Source organism: Photorhabdus hainanensis, assembly GCF_018448965.1.
GTDB lineage: Bacteria > Pseudomonadota > Gammaproteobacteria > Enterobacterales > Enterobacteriaceae > Photorhabdus > Photorhabdus akhurstii.
Genome location: NZ_RCWD01000013.1, coordinates 74,529 through 93,059, shown reverse-complemented (window position 1 = coordinate 93,059; position 18,531 = coordinate 74,529). Strand labels below are relative to the sequence as shown.

Below are 18,531 nucleotides of genomic sequence, written 5' to 3'. Positions count from 1 at the left end.
TCTAGCTTTGTAAATTCGTATGATCGTTTTATGTTCAAAATTGCGTTTTTAGTAAGTAGTGAAAACGAGGAGTGATATATGTTAGTTGTTTTTATAGCCTATTTAACGTTTTTATCCGTCACTGAATTAATTTTTCAGAAGCGATTTTGAGTCATCTGATTATATTAATTATTCCGATGAAAAGATATTTTATACATGATTATTTGAATGATAACTATATCCCTTTCATCCCTCTTTAATCACCAAATGGAAAACGACTTTTTTATCTATCGGCTGGAGAGAGTGTTAATTGAGTGATATCAGAGAACCTGTGATGATATTTCTGCGTAAACACCACATTGTCATAGGATTTAAAAAGTATCTCCGATATAAAAGACAAAAGCGTCTACCGAAGCAGACGCTTTTTAGTCAGAATGAATAAAATTTCCAATTATTCATCAAGGAAGCTGCGTAGAACTTCAGAACGGCTTGGGTGACGTAGTTTACGTAGTGCCTTCGCCTCGATCTGGCGGATACGTTCACGGGTAACGTCAAACTGTTTACCAACTTCTTCCAACGTATGGTCAGTATTCATATCAATACCAAAACGCATACGCAGTACTTTTGCTTCACGCGCGGTCAGACCTGCTAAAACATCGTGGGTTGCTGAACGCAGGCTCTCTGAGGTTGCAGAATCCAGCGGCAGTTCCAGCGTTGTATCTTCAATAAAATCACCTAAATGTGAATCTTCATCATCACCAATTGGCGTTTCCATTGAGATAGGTTCTTTGGCTATTTTCAGTACCTTACGGATCTTGTCTTCCGGCATCAACATTCGTTCCGCCAGCTCTTCCGGCGTTGGTTCACGTCCCATTTCTTGCAACATTTGACGGGAAATTCGATTGAGCTTGTTGATTGTCTCAATCATATGAACGGGTATACGAATGGTACGAGCTTGGTCAGCAATTGAACGTGTAATTGCCTGACGTATCCACCATGTGGCGTAAGTTGAGAATTTATAACCACGACGATATTCAAATTTATCAACCGCTTTCATCAGGCCAATGTTGCCTTCTTGAATTAGATCCAAGAATTGCAGGCCACGGTTGGTGTATTTTTTGGCAATTGAAATAACCAAACGCAAGTTGGCTTCAACCATCTCTTTTTTCGCTCGGCGAGCTTTTGCTTCACCGATGGACATACGACGGTTGATATCTTTTACCTGTTCAATGGTTAAACCAGTTTCTTCTTCAATCTGACGAAGTTTTTGCAGGCTGCGCTGTACTTCTTCTTCCACCTCAAGTAGTTTTTCAGACCACGGTTTGTTCATTGCTTTTGCAGCAGTAAACCAAATGTCGCTGGTTTCATTACCGGAGAACAGCGTGATGAAGTTCTTTTTCGGCATTTTGCACTGCTCAACACACATTTTCATGATTTGGCGTTCTTGAAGACGAACGCGATCCATCATAGAACGCATGTTGTTGACCAAATAGTCAAACTGCTTTGGCACCAGTCGGAACTGTTTGAAAACTTCTGAAAGTTTTAAAATTTCGGCCGCAGTATTTGGATGGTTACGACCGTTATCTTTAATTTCCTGACGGGTAATATCATACTGTTGTCGCAGTTCTTGGAATTTCTGGCGCGCTAATTCTGGATCGATGCTGTTGTCATCATCACCGTCGCTATCGTCATCACTGTCTTCATCATCGTCGTCTTCATCATCATCAAGTTCTTCCTGTGGGAGCTCAGAACCAACGTGAGTAGCAGTAGGCGCAAGGTCTTCTTCTGCGTTTGGGTCAACGAAACCGGTAATGAGATCTGACAGGCGAGCCTCATCTGCTTCCACACGGTCATATTGTTCCAGTAAATAGGTGATTGCTTCAGGGTATTCAGCAACGGAGCACTGCACCTGATTGATGCCATCTTCAATGCGTTTAGCAATGTCAATTTCACCTTCCCGGGTCAATAGCTCAACGGTACCCATTTCACGCATGTACATACGTACTGGGTCGGTGGTGCGACCGATTTCAGATTCAACACTAGACAGGACTTGCGCAGCAGCTTCCACAGCGTCTTCATCTGTGTCGTTAGCGGTTTCTGCTAGCATCAGATCATCGGCATCAGGTGCTTCTTCCATTACCTGAATGCCCATGTCATTGATCATCTGGATGATATCTTCGATCTGATCGGAATCGACGATATCTTCCGGCAGATGGTCATTGACCTCAGCATAGGTCAGATAGCCTTGCTCCTTACCACGGGTGACAAGTAGCTTTAGCTGTGACTGCGGGTTTTGCTCCATAAGACGGTATCCACACTTCAGAGTATTTGGGTTGGTGTCGGTCGGCGAAACTAATCTGCCAACAATAACTTTTAAGGGCGTTTTCGTTATATTGCCGCTGCCCACTTATAGCGGCAAAATGTAGGGTTATTTCCCTACCAAATGCGGCACTTAAGCCGTGAATTCAGTGTTTACTTTCTGGCACGGGATTCATTAATCAAGCGAACTTCTTCGCGCTCTTCCGGTGTCAGGCCTTCTGTTCTTGCCCTGGCGATAAGAATGTTTAAACGTTCTTCCAACGCTGAATCAACGAGATGATCCAATGCGTCACGAAATGTATTTTCTGCTATTTCTTCTACTTGTATATCGTTCCATGTAGCTAATTTTTCAAGTTGTTTACTAAATTTATTATCACGATATTGTTCTAGCAGTTGTCCAGTTGTCAGCCCTGGCTGAGTAAGACAAACCTCCACAAGCTCCATGAATAATGGTAAGCCTGCGATTTTGGCCTGCATAATTCCCTGTAGGGGGGGAACTAAAGCGGCTAAGTGTGGGTTTTGTACCAACAGTCCTATAAGTATACGCATAGTTGTCGGTTTTAGCTGCGGCATCTGATAATTATTCCCACTCTCCAGACGCTGCGGTAATAAACGTTCCAACTGTACTGCATCAGGAATGCCTATCATATTGCCAAGTTCTTGTCTCATATAGAGACGCAAAGTTTCCCCAGGAATCTGGTTAATCAATGGTACAGAAAGTGAACTGAGTTTTGTTTTCCCTTCAGGGCTACTCAGGTCAACTTGCGGCAGTAATGATTCAAACAGAAATTCAGACAATGTATGAGATTGTTCCATTCTTTGTTCAAATGCTTTCCGGCCTTCCTTACGGACTAGTGAATCAGGATCTTCGCCATCAGGCAAAAACATAAAACGTAACTGCCTACCATCATTCAGATAAGGCAGCGCTGTTTCCAATGCTCGCCATGCCGCATCACGCCCGGCTCTGTCGCCATCGTAACAGCAGATGACGTTATCAGTAGCACGAAAAAGTAATTGAATATGTTCCGATGTAGTGGAAGTACCTAGTGAGGCAACAGCATAATCAATACCAAACTGCGCCAGTGCTACCACATCCATATAACCTTCAACCACTAATAACCGTGAAAGATCACTGTGATTTTGTTGTGCTTCATAGAGACCGTATAGCTGACGGCCTTTATGGAAAATTTCAGTTTCTGGTGAGTTGAGGTATTTTGGGAGTGCATCTCCCAGAACACGCCCACCAAATGCAATCACGCGCCCTCTGCGGTCACGGATTGGAAACATTATTCGTTCGCGGAAGCGGTCATAGGTACGGCCATTATCATTTGCGACCAGCATTCCGGCGTCATTTAACTGTTTATGCTCTTCTGCATTATGAGCAAACCGTTTCAAGGTGTTATCCCAACCTGCGGGAGCGAAACCAATCGAGAAACGGTGGATAATTTCTTCACTAAGCCCACGCTGAGCCAGATATTGCCGGGCTTGTTGTGCTGCGGGAGTGTTTAATACATTTTGATAGAAGCTGTTAAGCTTATCCATCAGTTGATAAAGGTTTTGTCTTTGGTGACGTTCTATCTGACTGCTACTGGAACCTGCTTCATAAGGGACTTCCAGACCATGCATAGCAGCTAATTCTTCGATGGATTCGACAAACTCAAGTCTATCGTAATTCATCAGAAAATCGATGGCGTTGCCGTGAGCTCCGCAACCAAAGCAATGATAAAACTGTTTATCGCCATTAACAGTAAACGAGGGTGTCTTTTCGTTATGAAATGGACAGCACGCGTGGTGATTTTTACCCTGTTTTTTAAGTGGCACACGAACATCGATCAGATCGATGATATCGGTACGAGCTAATAAATCATTGATAAATGTGCGCGGAATTCGTCCAGCCATAAGCCCTTTTACGCCTGTTGATGAACGACAATAAGCCGCGCTTCCTTTCGGAAAGCACGGCCTTTATCTGCAACTACTGTTGTCTGCAAATTCAATCACTATGCGGATCAACCGCAAGGATTAGTACAGACGAGTGCGGCGTGCGTTTTCACGAGCCAGCTTTTTAGCGTGACGTTTTACAGCAGAAGCTTTAGCGCGTTTACGTTCAGTCGTTGGTTTTTCATAGAATTCACGACGGCGAACTTCTGCTAATACACCTGCTTTTTCGCAGGAACGCTTAAAGCGACGCAATGCTACGTCGAATGGCTCGTTTTCACGTACTTTAATTACCGGCATGTGCCTCTCACCTCAATAGAAATCGGTCTTGCTGGCGTGGGATGCCAGCCATCTTAAAATGGTGCGGAATTTTACTTCAATGAACACGGCTTTGTAAAGCGCCGCCGCAAATTGAAACAATAACATTACGACGGTGATCTGCAAATCAGTTCCGTAATATTGACGATAACCACACAGGAGTTTTACGTAGAGGGCTGATTATAGACTAAGCGGCAAAAATAGTCAGCATGTAAGCCGCGCAAATTATCTTATTAATGATAAACTGGCTCTCTTCTGTGGAATATAGGTAGTGTAATGCGAGTTTTAGGTATAGAAACGTCCTGCGATGAAACCGGGATCGCAATTTATGACGACAAAGCCGGTTTATTGGCAAATCAATTATACAGTCAGATTAAACTGCATGCTGATTACGGCGGTGTCGTGCCTGAATTGGCTTCACGTGACCATATCCGCAAAACAGTACCTTTGATTCAAGCTGCTTTGAAAGAGGCGGGATTAACCCGTAAAGATATTGATGCGGTGGCTTATACGGCAGGTCCTGGTCTGGTTGGCGCATTGTTGGTAGGGGCGACGATTGGCCGTTCTCTGGCGTTTGCTTGGGATGTTCCTGCGATTCCTGTTCATCATATGGAAGGGCATTTGCTTGCCCCGATGCTGGAAGATAACAGCCCTGAATTCCCGTTTGTGGCTTTGCTGGTGTCTGGTGGTCATACACAGCTCATTAGTGTAACGGGTATTGGTAAATATGAGCTGCTTGGCGAATCAATAGATGATGCCGCTGGTGAAGCATTTGATAAAACCGCTAAGTTACTGGGATTGGATTATCCAGGGGGGCCGATACTCTCCAGGATGGCTCAGAAAGGGGAGGCTGGGAGTTTTGTTTTTCCTCGTCCGATGACAGATCGTCCTGGGCTGGATTTCAGTTTTTCAGGATTGAAAACTTTTGCTGCTAATACTATTCATAGCAACAGCGATGATGAGCAGACTAGAGCGGATATTGCCCGTGCTTTTGAAGATGCGGTGGTTGATACATTAGCGATTAAATGTAAAAGAGCGCTTGAGCAGACCGGTTTCAAGCGATTGGTAATGGCAGGTGGTGTCAGCGCCAATCGTACATTGCGCACCAAGATGGAAGAGGTCATGGCAAAATTGGATGGCGAAGTATTTTATGCGCGTCCTGAATTCTGTACAGATAACGGTGCCATGATTGCGCTTGCCGGTATGATTCGCCTAAAAGGAGAGGTGAGTGATTCACTTGGCGTGACAGTCAAAGCCCGCTGGCCGCTGTCGGAATTATCCGCATTATAAATCTTCTTGATATAATGAAAATAAGAGACCAGTAACTCAATGAGTTGCTGGTTTTTATCTGGTTCTGTTGTTGATCTTCTTTATCTTTGCTCTTTTTCTGTTCGGTTTTTTTCTTTTTCGGTCATCTCTTTTTTCTTTTTGAACTTGCTCCAAATACGACTTTCTTGGCCGCGCCACAGACGCTGGATATTATCATGGTGACGTAGTAGCACTAGACAGCAGAGCATGGCGACGGGAAAAGTAAATTCAGGTTTAAACCACCAGACATAGAACGGCGCTATCAAGGCGCTGATAATTGCCCCTAAAGAGGAATAGCCGCTTAGTAATATAGTCAACAACCAGGTACCCATCATCAAACCTGTTAGATCCCAACCGATTACCGCGATAGCGCCAAAAGCGGTTGCGACACCCTTACCGCCTTTAAATTGGAAAAAGATCGGGTAAATATGACCGAGACACGCCGCTATTGCTGTAATTCCTAAATAGAAAGGGGGAACATAGAGTTGATAAGCCAACCAGACGGGGATCATCCCTTTCAGAACATCACACATTAGTACTATTGCCGCAGTGCTGCGGCCACCAATCCGCAGTACATTTGTCGCGCCTGGGTTGCCTGAGCCATGTTGACGAGGATCAGGCAACCCAGCCAGACGACAAATAAGTATTGCGCTGGAGATTGAACCGCAAAGATACGCGAAGATGATCATACCAAGCGCGATAGCACTCATAATGTCTCCCCAATAATAATGGTCGTTTTCTTAGCCTAGTCATGGATAATACGCATATTTAGTCGGAAGTGGTATCCGACAAATTGAAAAACAGGAAAATGACGTGATGGATATCGTATTTATTGAGGAGTTAGTCGTGATTACCACAATTGGTGTTTACGACTGGGAACAGACCATTAAACAGAAGTTAGTGTTCGATATCGAAATGGGATGGGATAATAAACGCGCATCTTCCAGTGATAATGTCGAATATTGTCTGGATTATGCCAAAGTTAGCGAAGCGATTATCAGTCATGTAGAAAATCAGAATTTTGCTCTGGTTGAAAGAGTGGCTGAAGAGGTAGCGGATCTGCTGTTAAAACGCTTTAATGCGCCGTGGGTACGGATAAAAGTCAGTAAACCGGGCGCTGTCGCGCAGGCGCGTCAAGTTGGTGTTATTATTGAAAGAAAAAAATAATCTGATCAGTAGTGAATTCGGCAGCCATATTATTGTCATTGTTCTTACATAGACTGGCACGTACTGGCACGTAGTAGTGCCAGGCTTGATAATTATGTCAATTGATTAATGACAATGGGGATAATGGTAGCTGAATTTATTCCATGTTACTTGTTTCGGATATTTATTAATGGGCGACTTCTCTATATGACTGACCTTTCTACCTTGTTTCATGCAGCTATTCTTGGTGTTGTTGAAGGGCTAACTGAATTTCTTCCTGTTTCCTCTACCGGCCATATGATTATCGTTGGCCATATGTTGGGATTTACTGGCGATAAAGCTGAAACATTTGAAGTTATTATCCAGCTTGGATCTATCCTTGCTGTGGTAGTGGTGTTTTGGCGTCGCTTGTTTGGGCTCATTGGTATCCACTTTGGTGAAGTTCCCCACGAAGGTAAAACCAATGGCAAACTGAAACTGAGCCATATTATTTTAGCAATGTTACCTGCGGTCACGCTTGGGTTGCTGTTCCATGATGTCATCAAATCGCTGTTTAACCCACAAAGCGTGATGTACGCCTTGGTTATTGGTGGTGTGTTGCTGATTACAGCAGAAATCTTGAAACCTAAAACTCCGAGAGCAGAAGGGCTGGATGATATTACTTATCGTCAGGCTTTTATGATTGGTTGCTTCCAGTGCTTGGCGTTGTGGCCGGGATTTTCTCGTTCAGGCGCGACAATTTCTGGTGGAATGCTGATGGGGGTTAATCGTTATACTGCATCAGAGTTCTCGTTTATTCTGGCTGTACCGATGATGATGGGGGCGAGTGGATTAGATTTATATAAGAGCTTACACTTTTTGAGTGCTTCTGATATCCCAATGTTTGCTGTCGGTTTTATTACTGCATTTGTTGTCGCGTTAGTCGCCATTAAAACGTTTCTGGCATTGATTAAACGTATATCTTTTATCCCATTTGCTATCTACCGCTTTATTGTGGCAGCCGCTGTCTACTGGGTATTTATGTAACGAATAGTTTCCCTGATATCAATTCGAAGATTGCCTAATGTTTGATATCAGGGGATGTTTTAGGTAACAGTATTACCTTGAACAGCATTGTTTTGAACAGTATTGTCTCGCTGTTTCCATTCTGCCAATGCGCGCTGACGTTGACGTCGTAGCTCATGACCAATGTCCGCGCCACGTAACCCGCTGTCTACAATGTTTTTCACTTGAACCTTGCAGGCAACTTTGAATGCCTGTTGCAGATAATCGCCTTGCGGATATGGCGTATCTTCAAAACCGGTACGACCTCGTGCATCGGCTTCACTGATGATAATCAATTGCTCTATTCGCTGAGGCTTACGCCATGCATCAATGGCATCAAACAATTTAAGTAATGTTTTTGGCCGCAATTGAGCAACGGTATGCACTAAATCATGATATTGAGCAGCTAATTTTGCCAAATCACGGGCAGAATTAGGAACGCGCAGACGTTGGCATAATTGATCAACTAACTTAACGCCTGCTGGCCCATGTCCATAATGGTGAGGCCACTGTTCCGGCGGGGTCAGCCCTTTACCAAGATCATGGCATAGAGCGGCAAAACGGCTATCGACTTCATCTGTTAATTCAGTCGCTACTTTCAGCACCATTAACGTATGAATACCGGTATCAATCTCAGGATGCCACTTCTCTGGTGCGGGAACGCCAAACAAATTATCGATTTCAGGAAACAACACCGCCAATGCGTCACAATCACGTAAAACCTGAAAAAAGACCTGAGGGGAATGGGTAACAAGGGCTTTTTCGGTCTCTTTCCAGACACGTTCTGGTGTGAGTGCTGATAGCTCGCCGTTAATTGCCATATTTGACATTAACACCTGTGTTTCTGGGGCGATGGTAAACCCTAAGTGGGCGAAACGAGCGGCAAAACGAGCCACTCGTAATACCCTTAGTGGATCTTCAAAGAAAGCATCAGAAACATGGCGTAAGATACGATTGTTTAAATCATCAACACCATGATAAGGATCGACAAGTTCACCCGTGGGTGTTTGAGCAATCGCATTAATTGTCAGATCACGGCGCTGCAAATCGTCTTCCAGTGTGACATCCGGTGCAGCATAACAAGTAAAACCTGTATATCCTTGGCCGGATTTTCTCTCGGTGCGCGCCAGCGCATACTCTTCGTGGGTTTTGGGATGCAGGAACACCGGGAAATCTTTGCCAACTTGCTGATATCCTTGGGATAGCAATTCTTCTGGCGTTCCACCTACAACAACCCAATCCCGCTCGTTTACAGGAAAATTTAGCAAGCGGTCACGTACTGCGCCGCCAACCAGATAGACTCTCACCTAATATGTTCCTTAAATCAACTCATCCAACGGTCATTACGCTTACGGCGTGGGAGCATATGTGGTAGTAATAACCCAAAGATTAAACCAGCGCCTGCAACACCACCACCGTACATAAACCATTGCAGAATGATATTGCGTTGTTTGTCGTCAAGTTGCAGATTTGCGGCATCGAGCTTTTTTTCTGCTACCGTCAGTTTGTTTTTTAACCTCTCATTCTCTTTTTTCAGTTCTGTAAGAATGTGACTGCTGTTGGCAACCTTCAGTTGCATGTCGGCAGTGCGTTGATTCCAGTTATTGTCTATATTGGCTAACTTATCCGTCAATGTTTTCACTTCTTGTTCTAACTCCGGCAGGCGGGTACGCAAGCTGGGTTTATGACTAAGCTGGTTAACTGGCAGCCAGACAAGACGGCCTTTATCATCTTTCACTTGAGCGTAATTACTATCCCGATTGATGCTTATCAACGTGACTGCGTCACCGGCATTTAGTGTACCGGCTATACGGTATTGGTTACCCGGCCCGGCGTGTGTGTAGGTAGATAACTCATCAGATACATAGCGCTTTTCTTCCGCATGGGTAGTCAGCGAAAAGCTTAGGCTCAATAGCGCCGTAAGAAGTAAATGTAATTTTCGCATTGTGATTTCAACTGTTCTTTATCTATGGTGAGTTTAGAATTTGATAGTAAAGAGTTAAGTTTGCTAGAGCAATCGGTAAACCAAAATGACACTTTTCTAATCGATTGAATACAGGGCTTGTTGTCTGTTGAACGAAACATTTCCTGTTAATTACTATCATAACTTGCAGGAAAGAGAAATTTTAATTTTCTTCTTACTCATCGTGGAAAAAAGCGAAATCAAGGTAAGATGAAGGGCAAAGATTGTCATCAATGGTGCAGATATGAGTGTAGAAATTGAATTAAAACTTATCGCCAGACCACAAGCTATTCCTGCAATTCGTCAGCAGTTACTGTTATTTCCTCATGACTATTTTTCTCCCCAAAAGTTGACCAATATCTATTTCGAAACGCCGGATAACCAACTGCGCGGTCTTGATATGGGGTTGCGGATCCGTGGTTTTGATGACCAGTATGAGATGACGATCAAAACAGCCGGTAAGGTGGTTGGCGGGTTGCATCAGCGACCGGAATATAATGTGCCATTGGTAAAGCCGGAACTGGCATTGACTCTGTTTCCACAGCACATCTGGCCTGACAACTGTGATGTGGAAGCGTTGCAATCCCGCTTGAATGCGTTATTCAGTACTGACTTTATGCGTGAGAAGTGGGTGGTGACTTATGGGCAAAGTGAGATTGAAGTGGTGCTCGATCAGGGAGAAATTATTGCAGCCAATCGTAAGGCGCTAATTTGTGAATTTGAACTGGAGTTAAAGCAAGGAACTATAACCGATGTATTAGGATTGGCGGTTGAGTTGGCAAAATCAAACGGCTTGAGGCAAGGAAATAAAAGTAAAGCAGCTCGTGGTTATCAGTTAGCTCAGGGAAAACCAAAAGCAGTTTTGCTTTCAACTCAGGTAGAAATTGATATGCAGCGGCCATTACCTTCGGTACTCACGTCAATATTGGCCCATTGGCAAGAACAGGAGGAACGTTGGTTGGCCGGTTTATCGGATGGGCGGGATGGTTTAAAGCAAGTACTGACTTTGGTTCAGCAGACGATCAAATATTCTAATGAGCCGGAACAGTTGGATAACCAATTAGTTGCTATCAACCAGAAATTATTGGATACGGAAACAGAAGCTGAAACGCTATGTTATAGCTCGTTCTATTTGCAATGTAAGTTGGCACTGACTATGTGGTCAATAAATCTATGTGGTTAATAAATTTCTCCGCTTAAATAACAGGAATTCTCTATGTTGCCACTTTCAACCCCGCTTCTTACTCAGTTACAGCGTGTGACCGAACATTTTAAACAACTGATGTTAAGTGTTGAGCCTTTTGCTGTTCATGAGCTGGCGGTATTGTCACTGAGTGATTTTGTTGCTGAAAATCTGCAAGCTCATCCTGAATGGTTAGTTGAGATCCGCCAACATCCACCTAAAGCGCAGGAGTGGCATCAATATGATGAATGGCTGCGACAATTACTCGCATCAGTAGAGGATGAAAATACCCTTATGCGGGTTTTACGTCAGTTTCGTAACAAGATTCTGGTGAGAATAGCCTGGTCGCAGGCACTGCATAGCATTACGACCCAGGAGACGCTGCAACAACTCAGTATGTTGGCTGAAACGTTGATTATTGCGGCCCGTGACTGGTTATATCAGCGTTGTTGTCAGGATTGGGGAACCCCTTGCAATGAGCGGGGAGAGCCACAACCACTGTTAATTCTCGGTATGGGAAAACTTGGCGGCGGTGAGCTGAACTTCTCTTCTGATATTGATTTGATTTTTGTCTATCCTGAAAACGGTCTTACCCAAGGCGGCCGTCGTGAAATGGATAACGCTCAGTTTTTTACCCGTTTGGGGCAGCGTCTTATCAAAGTGCTTGATCAGCAAACTGTGGATGGTTTTGTGTATCGGGTGGATATGCGTTTGCGTCCATTCGGTGATAGTGGCCCATTGGTATTCAGTTTTGTTGCATTGGAAGATTACTATCAAGAGCAAGGGCGTGATTGGGAACGTTATGCGATGGTGAAGGCGCGGATTATGGGTTCTGGAGACCAAGGGTATGGTGAAGAATTACGCAGGATGCTAAGACCGTTTGTCTTTCGCCGTTACATTGATTTCAGTGTGATTCAATCTCTGAGAAATATGAAAGGCATGATTGAACGGGAAGTGCGTCGCCGTGGCTTGAAAGACAATATCAAACTGGGCGCTGGTGGTATCCGTGAAATTGAATTTATCGCCCAAGTGTTCCAGCTTATTCGTGGTGGGCGTGAACTGTGTTTGCAATCTCAGGCATTGCTGCCAACTCTTCAAATATTAGCTCAATTGGGGATTTTGCAACCATTGCAGGTGAAACAACTTGCTGACGGTTATCTCTTTTTGCGGCGGCTAGAAAATCTTTTACAGTCAATTAACGATCAACAAACTCAGATTCTGCCAGAAGATGAGTTGAATCGTGCACGACTGACGTGGGGAATGGGATTTGAAAGTTGGTATGCTCTGACAATTGAATTGAACAGCCAGATGGGGGCTGTTCGGGCTATTTTTACGCAATTAATTGGCGATGACAGCGATAATAGTGAAGAGGAACCTGGTCATGTGCCACTTAAAAGTCTGTGGCTGGAAAATCTCGAAAAAGAAGAGTTAATCATATTAGCTCCGCACTTGGATGAAGCAATTGCACAGCAGATATTGCATATCATTTCTGTGTTCCGTCATGATGTGGGCAAAAGAACCATTGGCCCGCGTGGGCGTGATGTGCTCGACCATCTTATGCCTCGTTTGTTGACAAAAGTTTGTTTGCGACAAGATGCCAATATCGTGCTAGAACGGGTTATTCCGTTGTTGCTAAGTATTGTCAGCCGTACAACTTACCTGGAGCTGATACTTGAATCGGAGGCTGTATTAACACATGTTATCCGGTTGTGTGCGGCTTCACCAATGATTGCGACTCAGCTTGCCTGTCACCCATTGTTGTTGGATGAACTGCTTGATCCACAATTCTTGTATCAACCTTTGCCATTGAATGCTTACAAAGATGAATTGCGGCAATATTTGTTGCGGATACCTGAGGATGATGACGAGCAGCAACTAGAGGCGCTCCGCCAGTTTAAGCAAGCGCAATTATTGAGGATTGCGGCGGAGGATATCACTGGCGTGTTGCCGGTGATGAAAGTCAGTGATCATCTTACTTACTTGGCAGAAGCGATTATTGAAGCAGTCGTTCAACAGGCGTGGGGACAAATGGCAAAACGTTATGGTGTTCCATCACATCTGAGCCAGCGGCAAGGTCTGGGATTTGCTGTGATTGGTTATGGCAAATTGGGTGGTTGGGAGCTGGGTTACAGTTCTGATCTTGATTTAGTTTTCCTGCTTGATTGCCCGGTGGATGTGATGACCGATGGCGATCGAGCGATTGATGCCCGGCAATTTTATTTGCGTCTTGCCCAACGAATTATGCACTTGTTCAGCGCTCGAACCTCCTCTGGCGTGTTGTATGACGTGGATGTCCGCCTACGTCCTTCCGGGGAATCAGGCATGTTAGTCAGTACCATCGGCGCATTTGCAGATTATCAGCAGAATCAAGCGTGGACTTGGGAACATCAGGCGTTGGTACGTGCTCGTATGGTATTTGGTGATGAGAACTTGCATCGGGATTTTGAGCGGATACGTCATCAGACGTTATGTACGCGACGAGAACCCGCTTTGTTGCGTCAGCAGGTAAGGGAAATGCGGGAAAAGATGCATAAACATTTAGGCAGTCACCATTCAGATCAATTTGATATTAAAGCTGATCCGGGGGGGATCACCGATATCGAATTTATCGCTCAATATCTGGTGCTTCGTTATGCTGTTGAAAATGAGCGTTTGGTGCGTTGGTCGGATAATGTACGGATTTTCCAATTAATGGCGGCTTATGAAATTATGGATGAAGATGAGGCAGCCGCATTAACACAGGCTTACGTTTCTATGCGTGATGAACTACATCATTTGGCGTTACAGACGCTTTCCAGTCGAGTATCAACCCATTGTTTCAGTGAGCAACAAGAGCGGGTACGTCGTAGTTGGCAACAGTGGTTAGGTGAACAATAACGGTTTGGTGTAGGGATTTTATGGTCGTATGATAATATTTGGCACCAATTTAATATCTAATATTTGGAGCAAGGGATGAAAATGACACTCCCGGATTTTCACTGTGCAGGAGTTTTAGTCGTCGGTGATGTTATGTTAGATCGCTACTGGTATGGGCCGACCAGCCGGATTTCACCGGAAGCGCCGGTGCCGGTTGTAAAAGTCAATACCATTGAGGAGCGTCCGGGAGGCGCAGCTAACGTTGCTATGAATATTGCGGCTCTTGGAGCAAATTCGCATTTAATCGGTTTGACTGGGATTGATGACGCAGCACATGCGCTGAGTGAGAAACTGAGTAGCGTTAAGGTGCGCTGTGATTTTGTTTCTGTTCCGACACATCCGACAATTACCAAACTGAGGGTACTTTCCCGTAACCAGCAGTTAATTCGCTTAGATTTTGAAGAAGGTTTCGATAATGTCGATGCGCAGCCGATGTTTGAGCGCATTGAACAGGCGTTGCCCCATATTGGAGCACTAGTTTTATCTGACTACGCCAAAGGTGCGCTGAGTCAGGTTCATGACATGATCAAATTGGCAAACGCTGCCAAAGTCCCGGTGTTGATCGATCCGAAAGGTAATGATTTTGAACGTTATCGTGGCGCAACTTTACTCACGCCAAATCTGTCTGAATTTGAAGCGGTGGTGGGTCACTGCAAAGATGACAATGAATTAGTTGAGAAGGGAACTCAATTGGTTCGGGATTTGGATCTCCAGGCATTACTGATTACCCGTTCTGAACAGGGGATGAGTTTATTGAGTGTTGATCAACCGCCATTACATTTGCCTACGCAGGCGCAAGAAGTGTTTGATGTCACTGGTGCCGGCGATACGGTTATTGGTGTGTTGGCAACGGCGATTGCGGCTGGAAAGCCATTGAATGAAGCCTGTTTCCTGGCGAATGCTGCTGCGGGTGTTGTTGTTGGCAAACTGGGTACATCGACTGTTTCGCCGATTGAATTGGAGAATGCTATCCGTGGCCGTGCTGAAACGGGTTTTGGTGTGATGACCGAAGTTCAGCTTAAACAGGCTGTCGCTGATGCTCGCCAACGTGGTGAAAGGATTGTGATGACTAATGGCTGCTTTGATATTCTGCATGCGGGTCATGTCTCTTATCTGGAGAATGCCCGTAAACTGGGTGATCGGTTAATTGTTGCTGTTAACAGTGATGCATCGACTAAACGGCTGAAAGGTGAAAGCCGTCCTGTTAATCCACTAGAACAACGAATGATTGTGTTATCTGCTCTGGGCGCTGTGGATTGGGTTGTGCCATTTGAAGAAGATACACCACAGCGATTGATTGCGGATGTTTTGCCGGATGTATTGGTAAAAGGGGGAGATTATAAACCGGAAGAAATTGCTGGCAGTAAAGAAGTTTGGGCTGCGGGCGGAGAAGTCAAAGTGCTGAACTTTGAAGATGGTATTTCAACAACCAATATCATCAAGGTGATTAAAAATCAGTAAATAATGCTTTAGTTTGTCATTGAAAACAGCTGGAAGATATTACTGTATTGAGCGCTGTAGATTATTTATTTGATCATATTATTTGAATGAAAGCCGGGTAAGAGATGAAATCTTCCCGGTTATTTTTTTATTTAATTTGTGTTTATTGAATGATATTTAACCATAAGTAAATGGATATTTGTAATATCAGGTACGAGTAATTTAATTAACGACATAAACATTATCAAAATATTATAATAATAATTCAAATTAACGTGATTTTATTATCTAGATTGGTGGAGGATTAATCTGATGAAATGTGATGTAACAGATATTTTTTTATCTTTGTGGCATAAAATGCTGGTCACATAACGTTGGCTTATTCATAATGATTTCTGATGTAAATGATTTTTTAATGAAATATGTTATCTATAACCTTTACATTTTAAAGTTAGTAGATAAACGGATAAATTTTTTACGCAGGAATAAGTTTTTATGCAAGGTAAGTTGATTTTATCTTCAATTTGTTTAGCTTCGGCAATATTAGCAGGGTGTGCGACTGAATCTTCTAATACCGTTCAAGTACAAAAAGTTAATTCTTACAATACCGTATATCAAGGGGTTCGTAGCCCAATTGCGATAGGTAAGTTTGAAAACCGTTCCAGTTATCAAAATGGGATTTTCTCTGATGGCGTTGATCGCCTCGGTAATCAATCTAAAACGATTTTAATTTCGCACTTACAGCAGACTGGACGCTTTACGGTGCTGGAACGCACCAATATGGCGGAACTGAAAGCGGAAGCGGGTTTACAAGGTAAATCGCAGAAGTTGAAAGGTGCTGCTTATGTTATTACCGGTGATGTGACTGAATTTGGCCGTAAAGAAGTGGGTGATCATCAGTTATGGGGATTGTTAGGGCGCGGTAAGTCACAGGTGGCTTATTCTAAAGTCACGCTGAATGTCGTGAATGTAGAAACTTCCGAAGTGGTTTTTTCTGTAGCGGGAGCCGGAGAATATAAATTATCCAACCGTGAAATTATCGGTTTCGGCGGCACTGCCAGCTATGATTCCACACTGAATGGTAAAGTATTGGATCTGGCTATTCGTGAAGCAGTAAACCGTCTGGTTGAAAGTATTGAAACCGGTGCATGGAAGCCATCTAATTAATAAATATAGGGATATATGTTCATGATATTAATGAAAAAAGCGGGCTTATTGCTGGCAGCTATGGCTTTAGCGGGTTGTGCCGCGCAGCCAAAAACAATTTATGAGTGGGATAAATACCAACCTACAATTTATCAGTATTATCAGCAGGATAAGATAGGGTTTGAAGAGCAGTTACAGGCTTTGCAGCAAGTCATTGAAAAGGCTAAAGCGAAGGATAAACCTGTACCACCTGGTCTGCATGCACAGATTGGTCTGCTTTATAGCAAAACAGGTCGTGTTTCAGAAGCGTTCCATCAGTTTGAAATAGAGAAAAAATTGTTTCCTGAGTCAGCGCCATTTATGGACTTTTTATTAAGTAAAAATAAAGGAACTATGCAATGAACCGTATTCTCGTCGCGTTAAGTCTACTGGCGGCATTTGTGCTGACAGGGTGTAGTAAATCTGTTCCTTATGATTACACTGCATTTAAAGAAAGCAAACCGAAATCCATTCTGGTTCTGCCGGCGGTAAACAAATCTGTGGAAGTTAAAGCAGGGCACAGCCTAATTTCTCATGTGACATATCCATTGGCGGAATCTGGCTATTATGTCTTTCCGGTTGCTGTTGTGGAAGAGACATTTCAGCAAAATGGTGTGACAGCCGCACAGGATGTTCAGAATATCAGTTACAAAAAATTGCATGATATTTTCGGTGCCGATTCAGCGCTCTATTTGGATATTGAGGAATATGGTACGCAATATCAGATTATCAACAGCGATACTCGTGTAACGGCTTCCGCGAAGCTGGTGGATTTGCGTAGTGGCAAGCAACTGTGGTACGGCCGTGCAACGGCTTCATCAACTGAAAATCAAAACAATTCGAATAGTCTTGTTGGTATGTTGGTGTCTGCTGTAGTTTCACAGATAGCTAATACCATCATGGATAAAGGCCATGAAATTGCTGGCATTACAGGTAACCGCTTACTGACGGCCGGTGGTAGTCATAGTTTGCTGTATGGCCCACGTTCTGAGCATTACGGTAAAGAAAACCAGCAGCATTAATCTCTAATAATAATGAGCAGATATCACATTCTGCTCATTATCACGGTTGTTTTTATGTATAGTAATAATTATTCTTCTTTTGCCATGTTATCAGCAGATGGGGTATTTTTATTTTCAAACTTCGCTTCCAATTCACTTAAACGTTGTTCCATCGCGGTCAATTTTTCACGGGTACGTAACAGAACCTGAGTTTGAATATCAAATTCTTCACGATTCACTAAATCAAGCTTGCCAAGTTGGGATTGCAAAATCATCCGTAATTTTTTCTCTACATCACCACCAAACTCTTTAACCCCCTTTGGTAAAGAATCCTGGATCTGGCGGGCAATTTGTTCAATTTTTTTGGGATCGAGCATGATGCATCCTTTTTATGACATAAATAATTTCTGGATAGTGTAATACCAGATAGTAAAACCACAAGCCATTGTGAGCCAGGTTTCACATTTGATTTTGTTGATTGCCGCCGGCAAATATTAGCGTTATAGTTCACTAGCTTATCTCAGGGCGGGGTGAAAGTCCCCACCGGCGGTAACATTAGGCTATCTTATGGATGGTATAGTGAAGCCCGCGAGCGCTCCGTTTGTAGTTATCTTTATGATAAAGCGGAGGTCAGCAGATCCAGTGTAACTCTGGAGCCGACGGTGATAGTCCGGATGGGAGAGAATAACGGCATCTGTCGGGCTTTGTGCTCGTCTGTTGTTCCGGCTATGGTATTCACACATGATATTAATAATATTAATGTTACGGCGTGATGTTATAGCGAGAACTCCTCA

At 43.7% G+C, this 18,531-nt stretch carries 16 protein-coding genes and 1 riboswitch; of the genes, 9 read left to right on the top strand and 7 right to left on the bottom strand.

All coding sequences use genetic code 11. The features are described from left to right. Positions 1-430: 430 nt before the first annotated feature. From rpoD to rpsU, 3 genes are all read right to left on the bottom strand, one after another. Complete coding sequence (gene rpoD / locus EAE92_RS10235; RefSeq protein WP_036778300.1) at positions 431-2,281, bottom strand: RNA polymerase sigma factor RpoD; 1,851 nt, start codon at positions 2,279-2,281, stop codon at positions 431-433. Positions 2,282-2,451: 170 nt separating this feature from the next. Beyond that, positions 2,452-4,197, bottom strand: coding sequence for a DNA primase (gene dnaG, locus EAE92_RS10230; protein ID WP_214068003.1), 1,746 nt, complete (start codon positions 4,195-4,197; stop codon positions 2,452-2,454). A 120-nt stretch (positions 4,198-4,317) separates the two neighbouring features. Beyond that, positions 4,318-4,533, bottom strand: a complete 216-nt coding sequence (gene rpsU / locus EAE92_RS10225) for a 30S ribosomal protein S21 (RefSeq protein ID WP_001144069.1) — start codon at positions 4,531-4,533, stop codon at positions 4,318-4,320. A gap of 294 nt (positions 4,534-4,827) precedes the next feature. Between rpsU and tsaD the strand changes: the two genes are divergently transcribed. Continuing rightward, the gene (tsaD, locus tag EAE92_RS10220) at positions 4,828-5,841 is read left to right on the top strand and encodes a tRNA (adenosine(37)-N6)-threonylcarbamoyltransferase complex transferase subunit TsaD (RefSeq protein WP_214068002.1); all 1,014 of its coding nucleotides are present in this window, start codon (positions 4,828-4,830) and stop codon (positions 5,839-5,841) included. A gap of 80 nt (positions 5,842-5,921) precedes the next feature. Here the strand turns inward: tsaD and plsY are convergent, their stop codons facing one another. Beyond that, the gene (gene plsY / locus EAE92_RS10215) at positions 5,922-6,569 is read right to left on the bottom strand and encodes a glycerol-3-phosphate 1-O-acyltransferase PlsY (RefSeq protein ID WP_214068001.1); all 648 of its coding nucleotides are present in this window, start codon (positions 6,567-6,569) and stop codon (positions 5,922-5,924) included. Between the two features lie 106 nt (positions 6,570-6,675). Between plsY and folB the strand changes: the two genes are divergently transcribed. Both folB and bacA read left to right on the top strand, forming a co-directional pair. Further along, positions 6,676-7,026: a bifunctional dihydroneopterin aldolase/7,8-dihydroneopterin epimerase gene (gene folB / locus EAE92_RS10210; protein WP_214068000.1), complete on the top strand. Its 351-nt coding sequence runs from the start codon at positions 6,676-6,678 to the stop codon at positions 7,024-7,026. A gap of 186 nt (positions 7,027-7,212) precedes the next feature. Further along, complete coding sequence (gene bacA / locus EAE92_RS10205) at positions 7,213-8,031, top strand: undecaprenyl-diphosphate phosphatase (protein ID WP_046396997.1); 819 nt, start codon at positions 7,213-7,215, stop codon at positions 8,029-8,031. A gap of 59 nt (positions 8,032-8,090) precedes the next feature. On the opposite strand, the gene EAE92_RS10200 is transcribed toward bacA, so the two are convergent. Then, positions 8,091-9,356, bottom strand: coding sequence for a multifunctional CCA addition/repair protein (locus EAE92_RS10200; RefSeq protein ID WP_214067999.1), 1,266 nt, complete (start codon positions 9,354-9,356; stop codon positions 8,091-8,093). 17 nt (positions 9,357-9,373) lie between these two features. Continuing rightward, on the bottom strand, positions 9,374-9,994 hold the full coding sequence (locus tag EAE92_RS10195; RefSeq protein ID WP_214067998.1) for a TIGR04211 family SH3 domain-containing protein: 621 nt from the start codon (positions 9,992-9,994) through the stop codon (positions 9,374-9,376). Between the two features lie 262 nt (positions 9,995-10,256). On the opposite strand from EAE92_RS10195, the gene EAE92_RS10190 reads away from it, so the two are divergent. The 6 genes from EAE92_RS10190 (at position 10,257) to EAE92_RS10165 (ending at position 17,758) form a co-directional block, all read left to right on the top strand. Next, a complete protein-coding gene (locus EAE92_RS10190; RefSeq protein ID WP_214067997.1) occupies positions 10,257-11,195 on the top strand; it encodes a CYTH domain-containing protein in 939 nt (312 codons plus the stop codon). A gap of 33 nt (positions 11,196-11,228) precedes the next feature. Beyond that, positions 11,229-14,072 carry a bifunctional [glutamate--ammonia ligase]-adenylyl-L-tyrosine phosphorylase/[glutamate--ammonia-ligase] adenylyltransferase gene (gene glnE / locus EAE92_RS10185; protein ID WP_214067996.1) on the top strand — a complete coding sequence of 948 codons (2,844 nt, stop codon included), beginning with the start codon at positions 11,229-11,231 and terminating at the stop codon, positions 14,070-14,072. Between the two features lie 75 nt (positions 14,073-14,147). Next, on the top strand, positions 14,148-15,572 hold the full coding sequence (gene hldE, locus EAE92_RS10180; RefSeq protein ID WP_214067995.1) for a bifunctional D-glycero-beta-D-manno-heptose-7-phosphate kinase/D-glycero-beta-D-manno-heptose 1-phosphate adenylyltransferase HldE: 1,425 nt from the start codon (positions 14,148-14,150) through the stop codon (positions 15,570-15,572). Between the two features lie 474 nt (positions 15,573-16,046). Then, complete coding sequence (locus EAE92_RS10175; protein WP_046397001.1) at positions 16,047-16,718, top strand: CsgG/HfaB family protein; 672 nt, start codon at positions 16,047-16,049, stop codon at positions 16,716-16,718. Positions 16,719-16,739: 21 nt separating this feature from the next. After that, positions 16,740-17,099, top strand: a complete 360-nt coding sequence (locus tag EAE92_RS10170) for a DUF4810 domain-containing protein (RefSeq protein ID WP_214067994.1) — start codon at positions 16,740-16,742, stop codon at positions 17,097-17,099. Continuing rightward, positions 17,096-17,758 carry a DUF799 domain-containing protein gene (locus EAE92_RS10165; RefSeq protein ID WP_214067993.1) on the top strand — a complete coding sequence of 221 codons (663 nt, stop codon included), beginning with the start codon at positions 17,096-17,098 and terminating at the stop codon, positions 17,756-17,758. The genes EAE92_RS10170 and EAE92_RS10165 overlap by 4 nt, the downstream gene beginning before the upstream one ends. Positions 17,759-17,826: 68 nt before the next feature. Here the strand turns inward: EAE92_RS10165 and ubiK are convergent, their stop codons facing one another. Further along, complete coding sequence (ubiK, locus tag EAE92_RS10160) at positions 17,827-18,114, bottom strand: ubiquinone biosynthesis accessory factor UbiK (protein ID WP_040148857.1); 288 nt, start codon at positions 18,112-18,114, stop codon at positions 17,827-17,829. A 136-nt stretch (positions 18,115-18,250) separates the two neighbouring features. Next, a riboswitch (FMN riboswitch) is annotated at positions 18,251-18,427 on the top strand. Positions 18,428-18,531 lie beyond the last annotated feature (104 nt).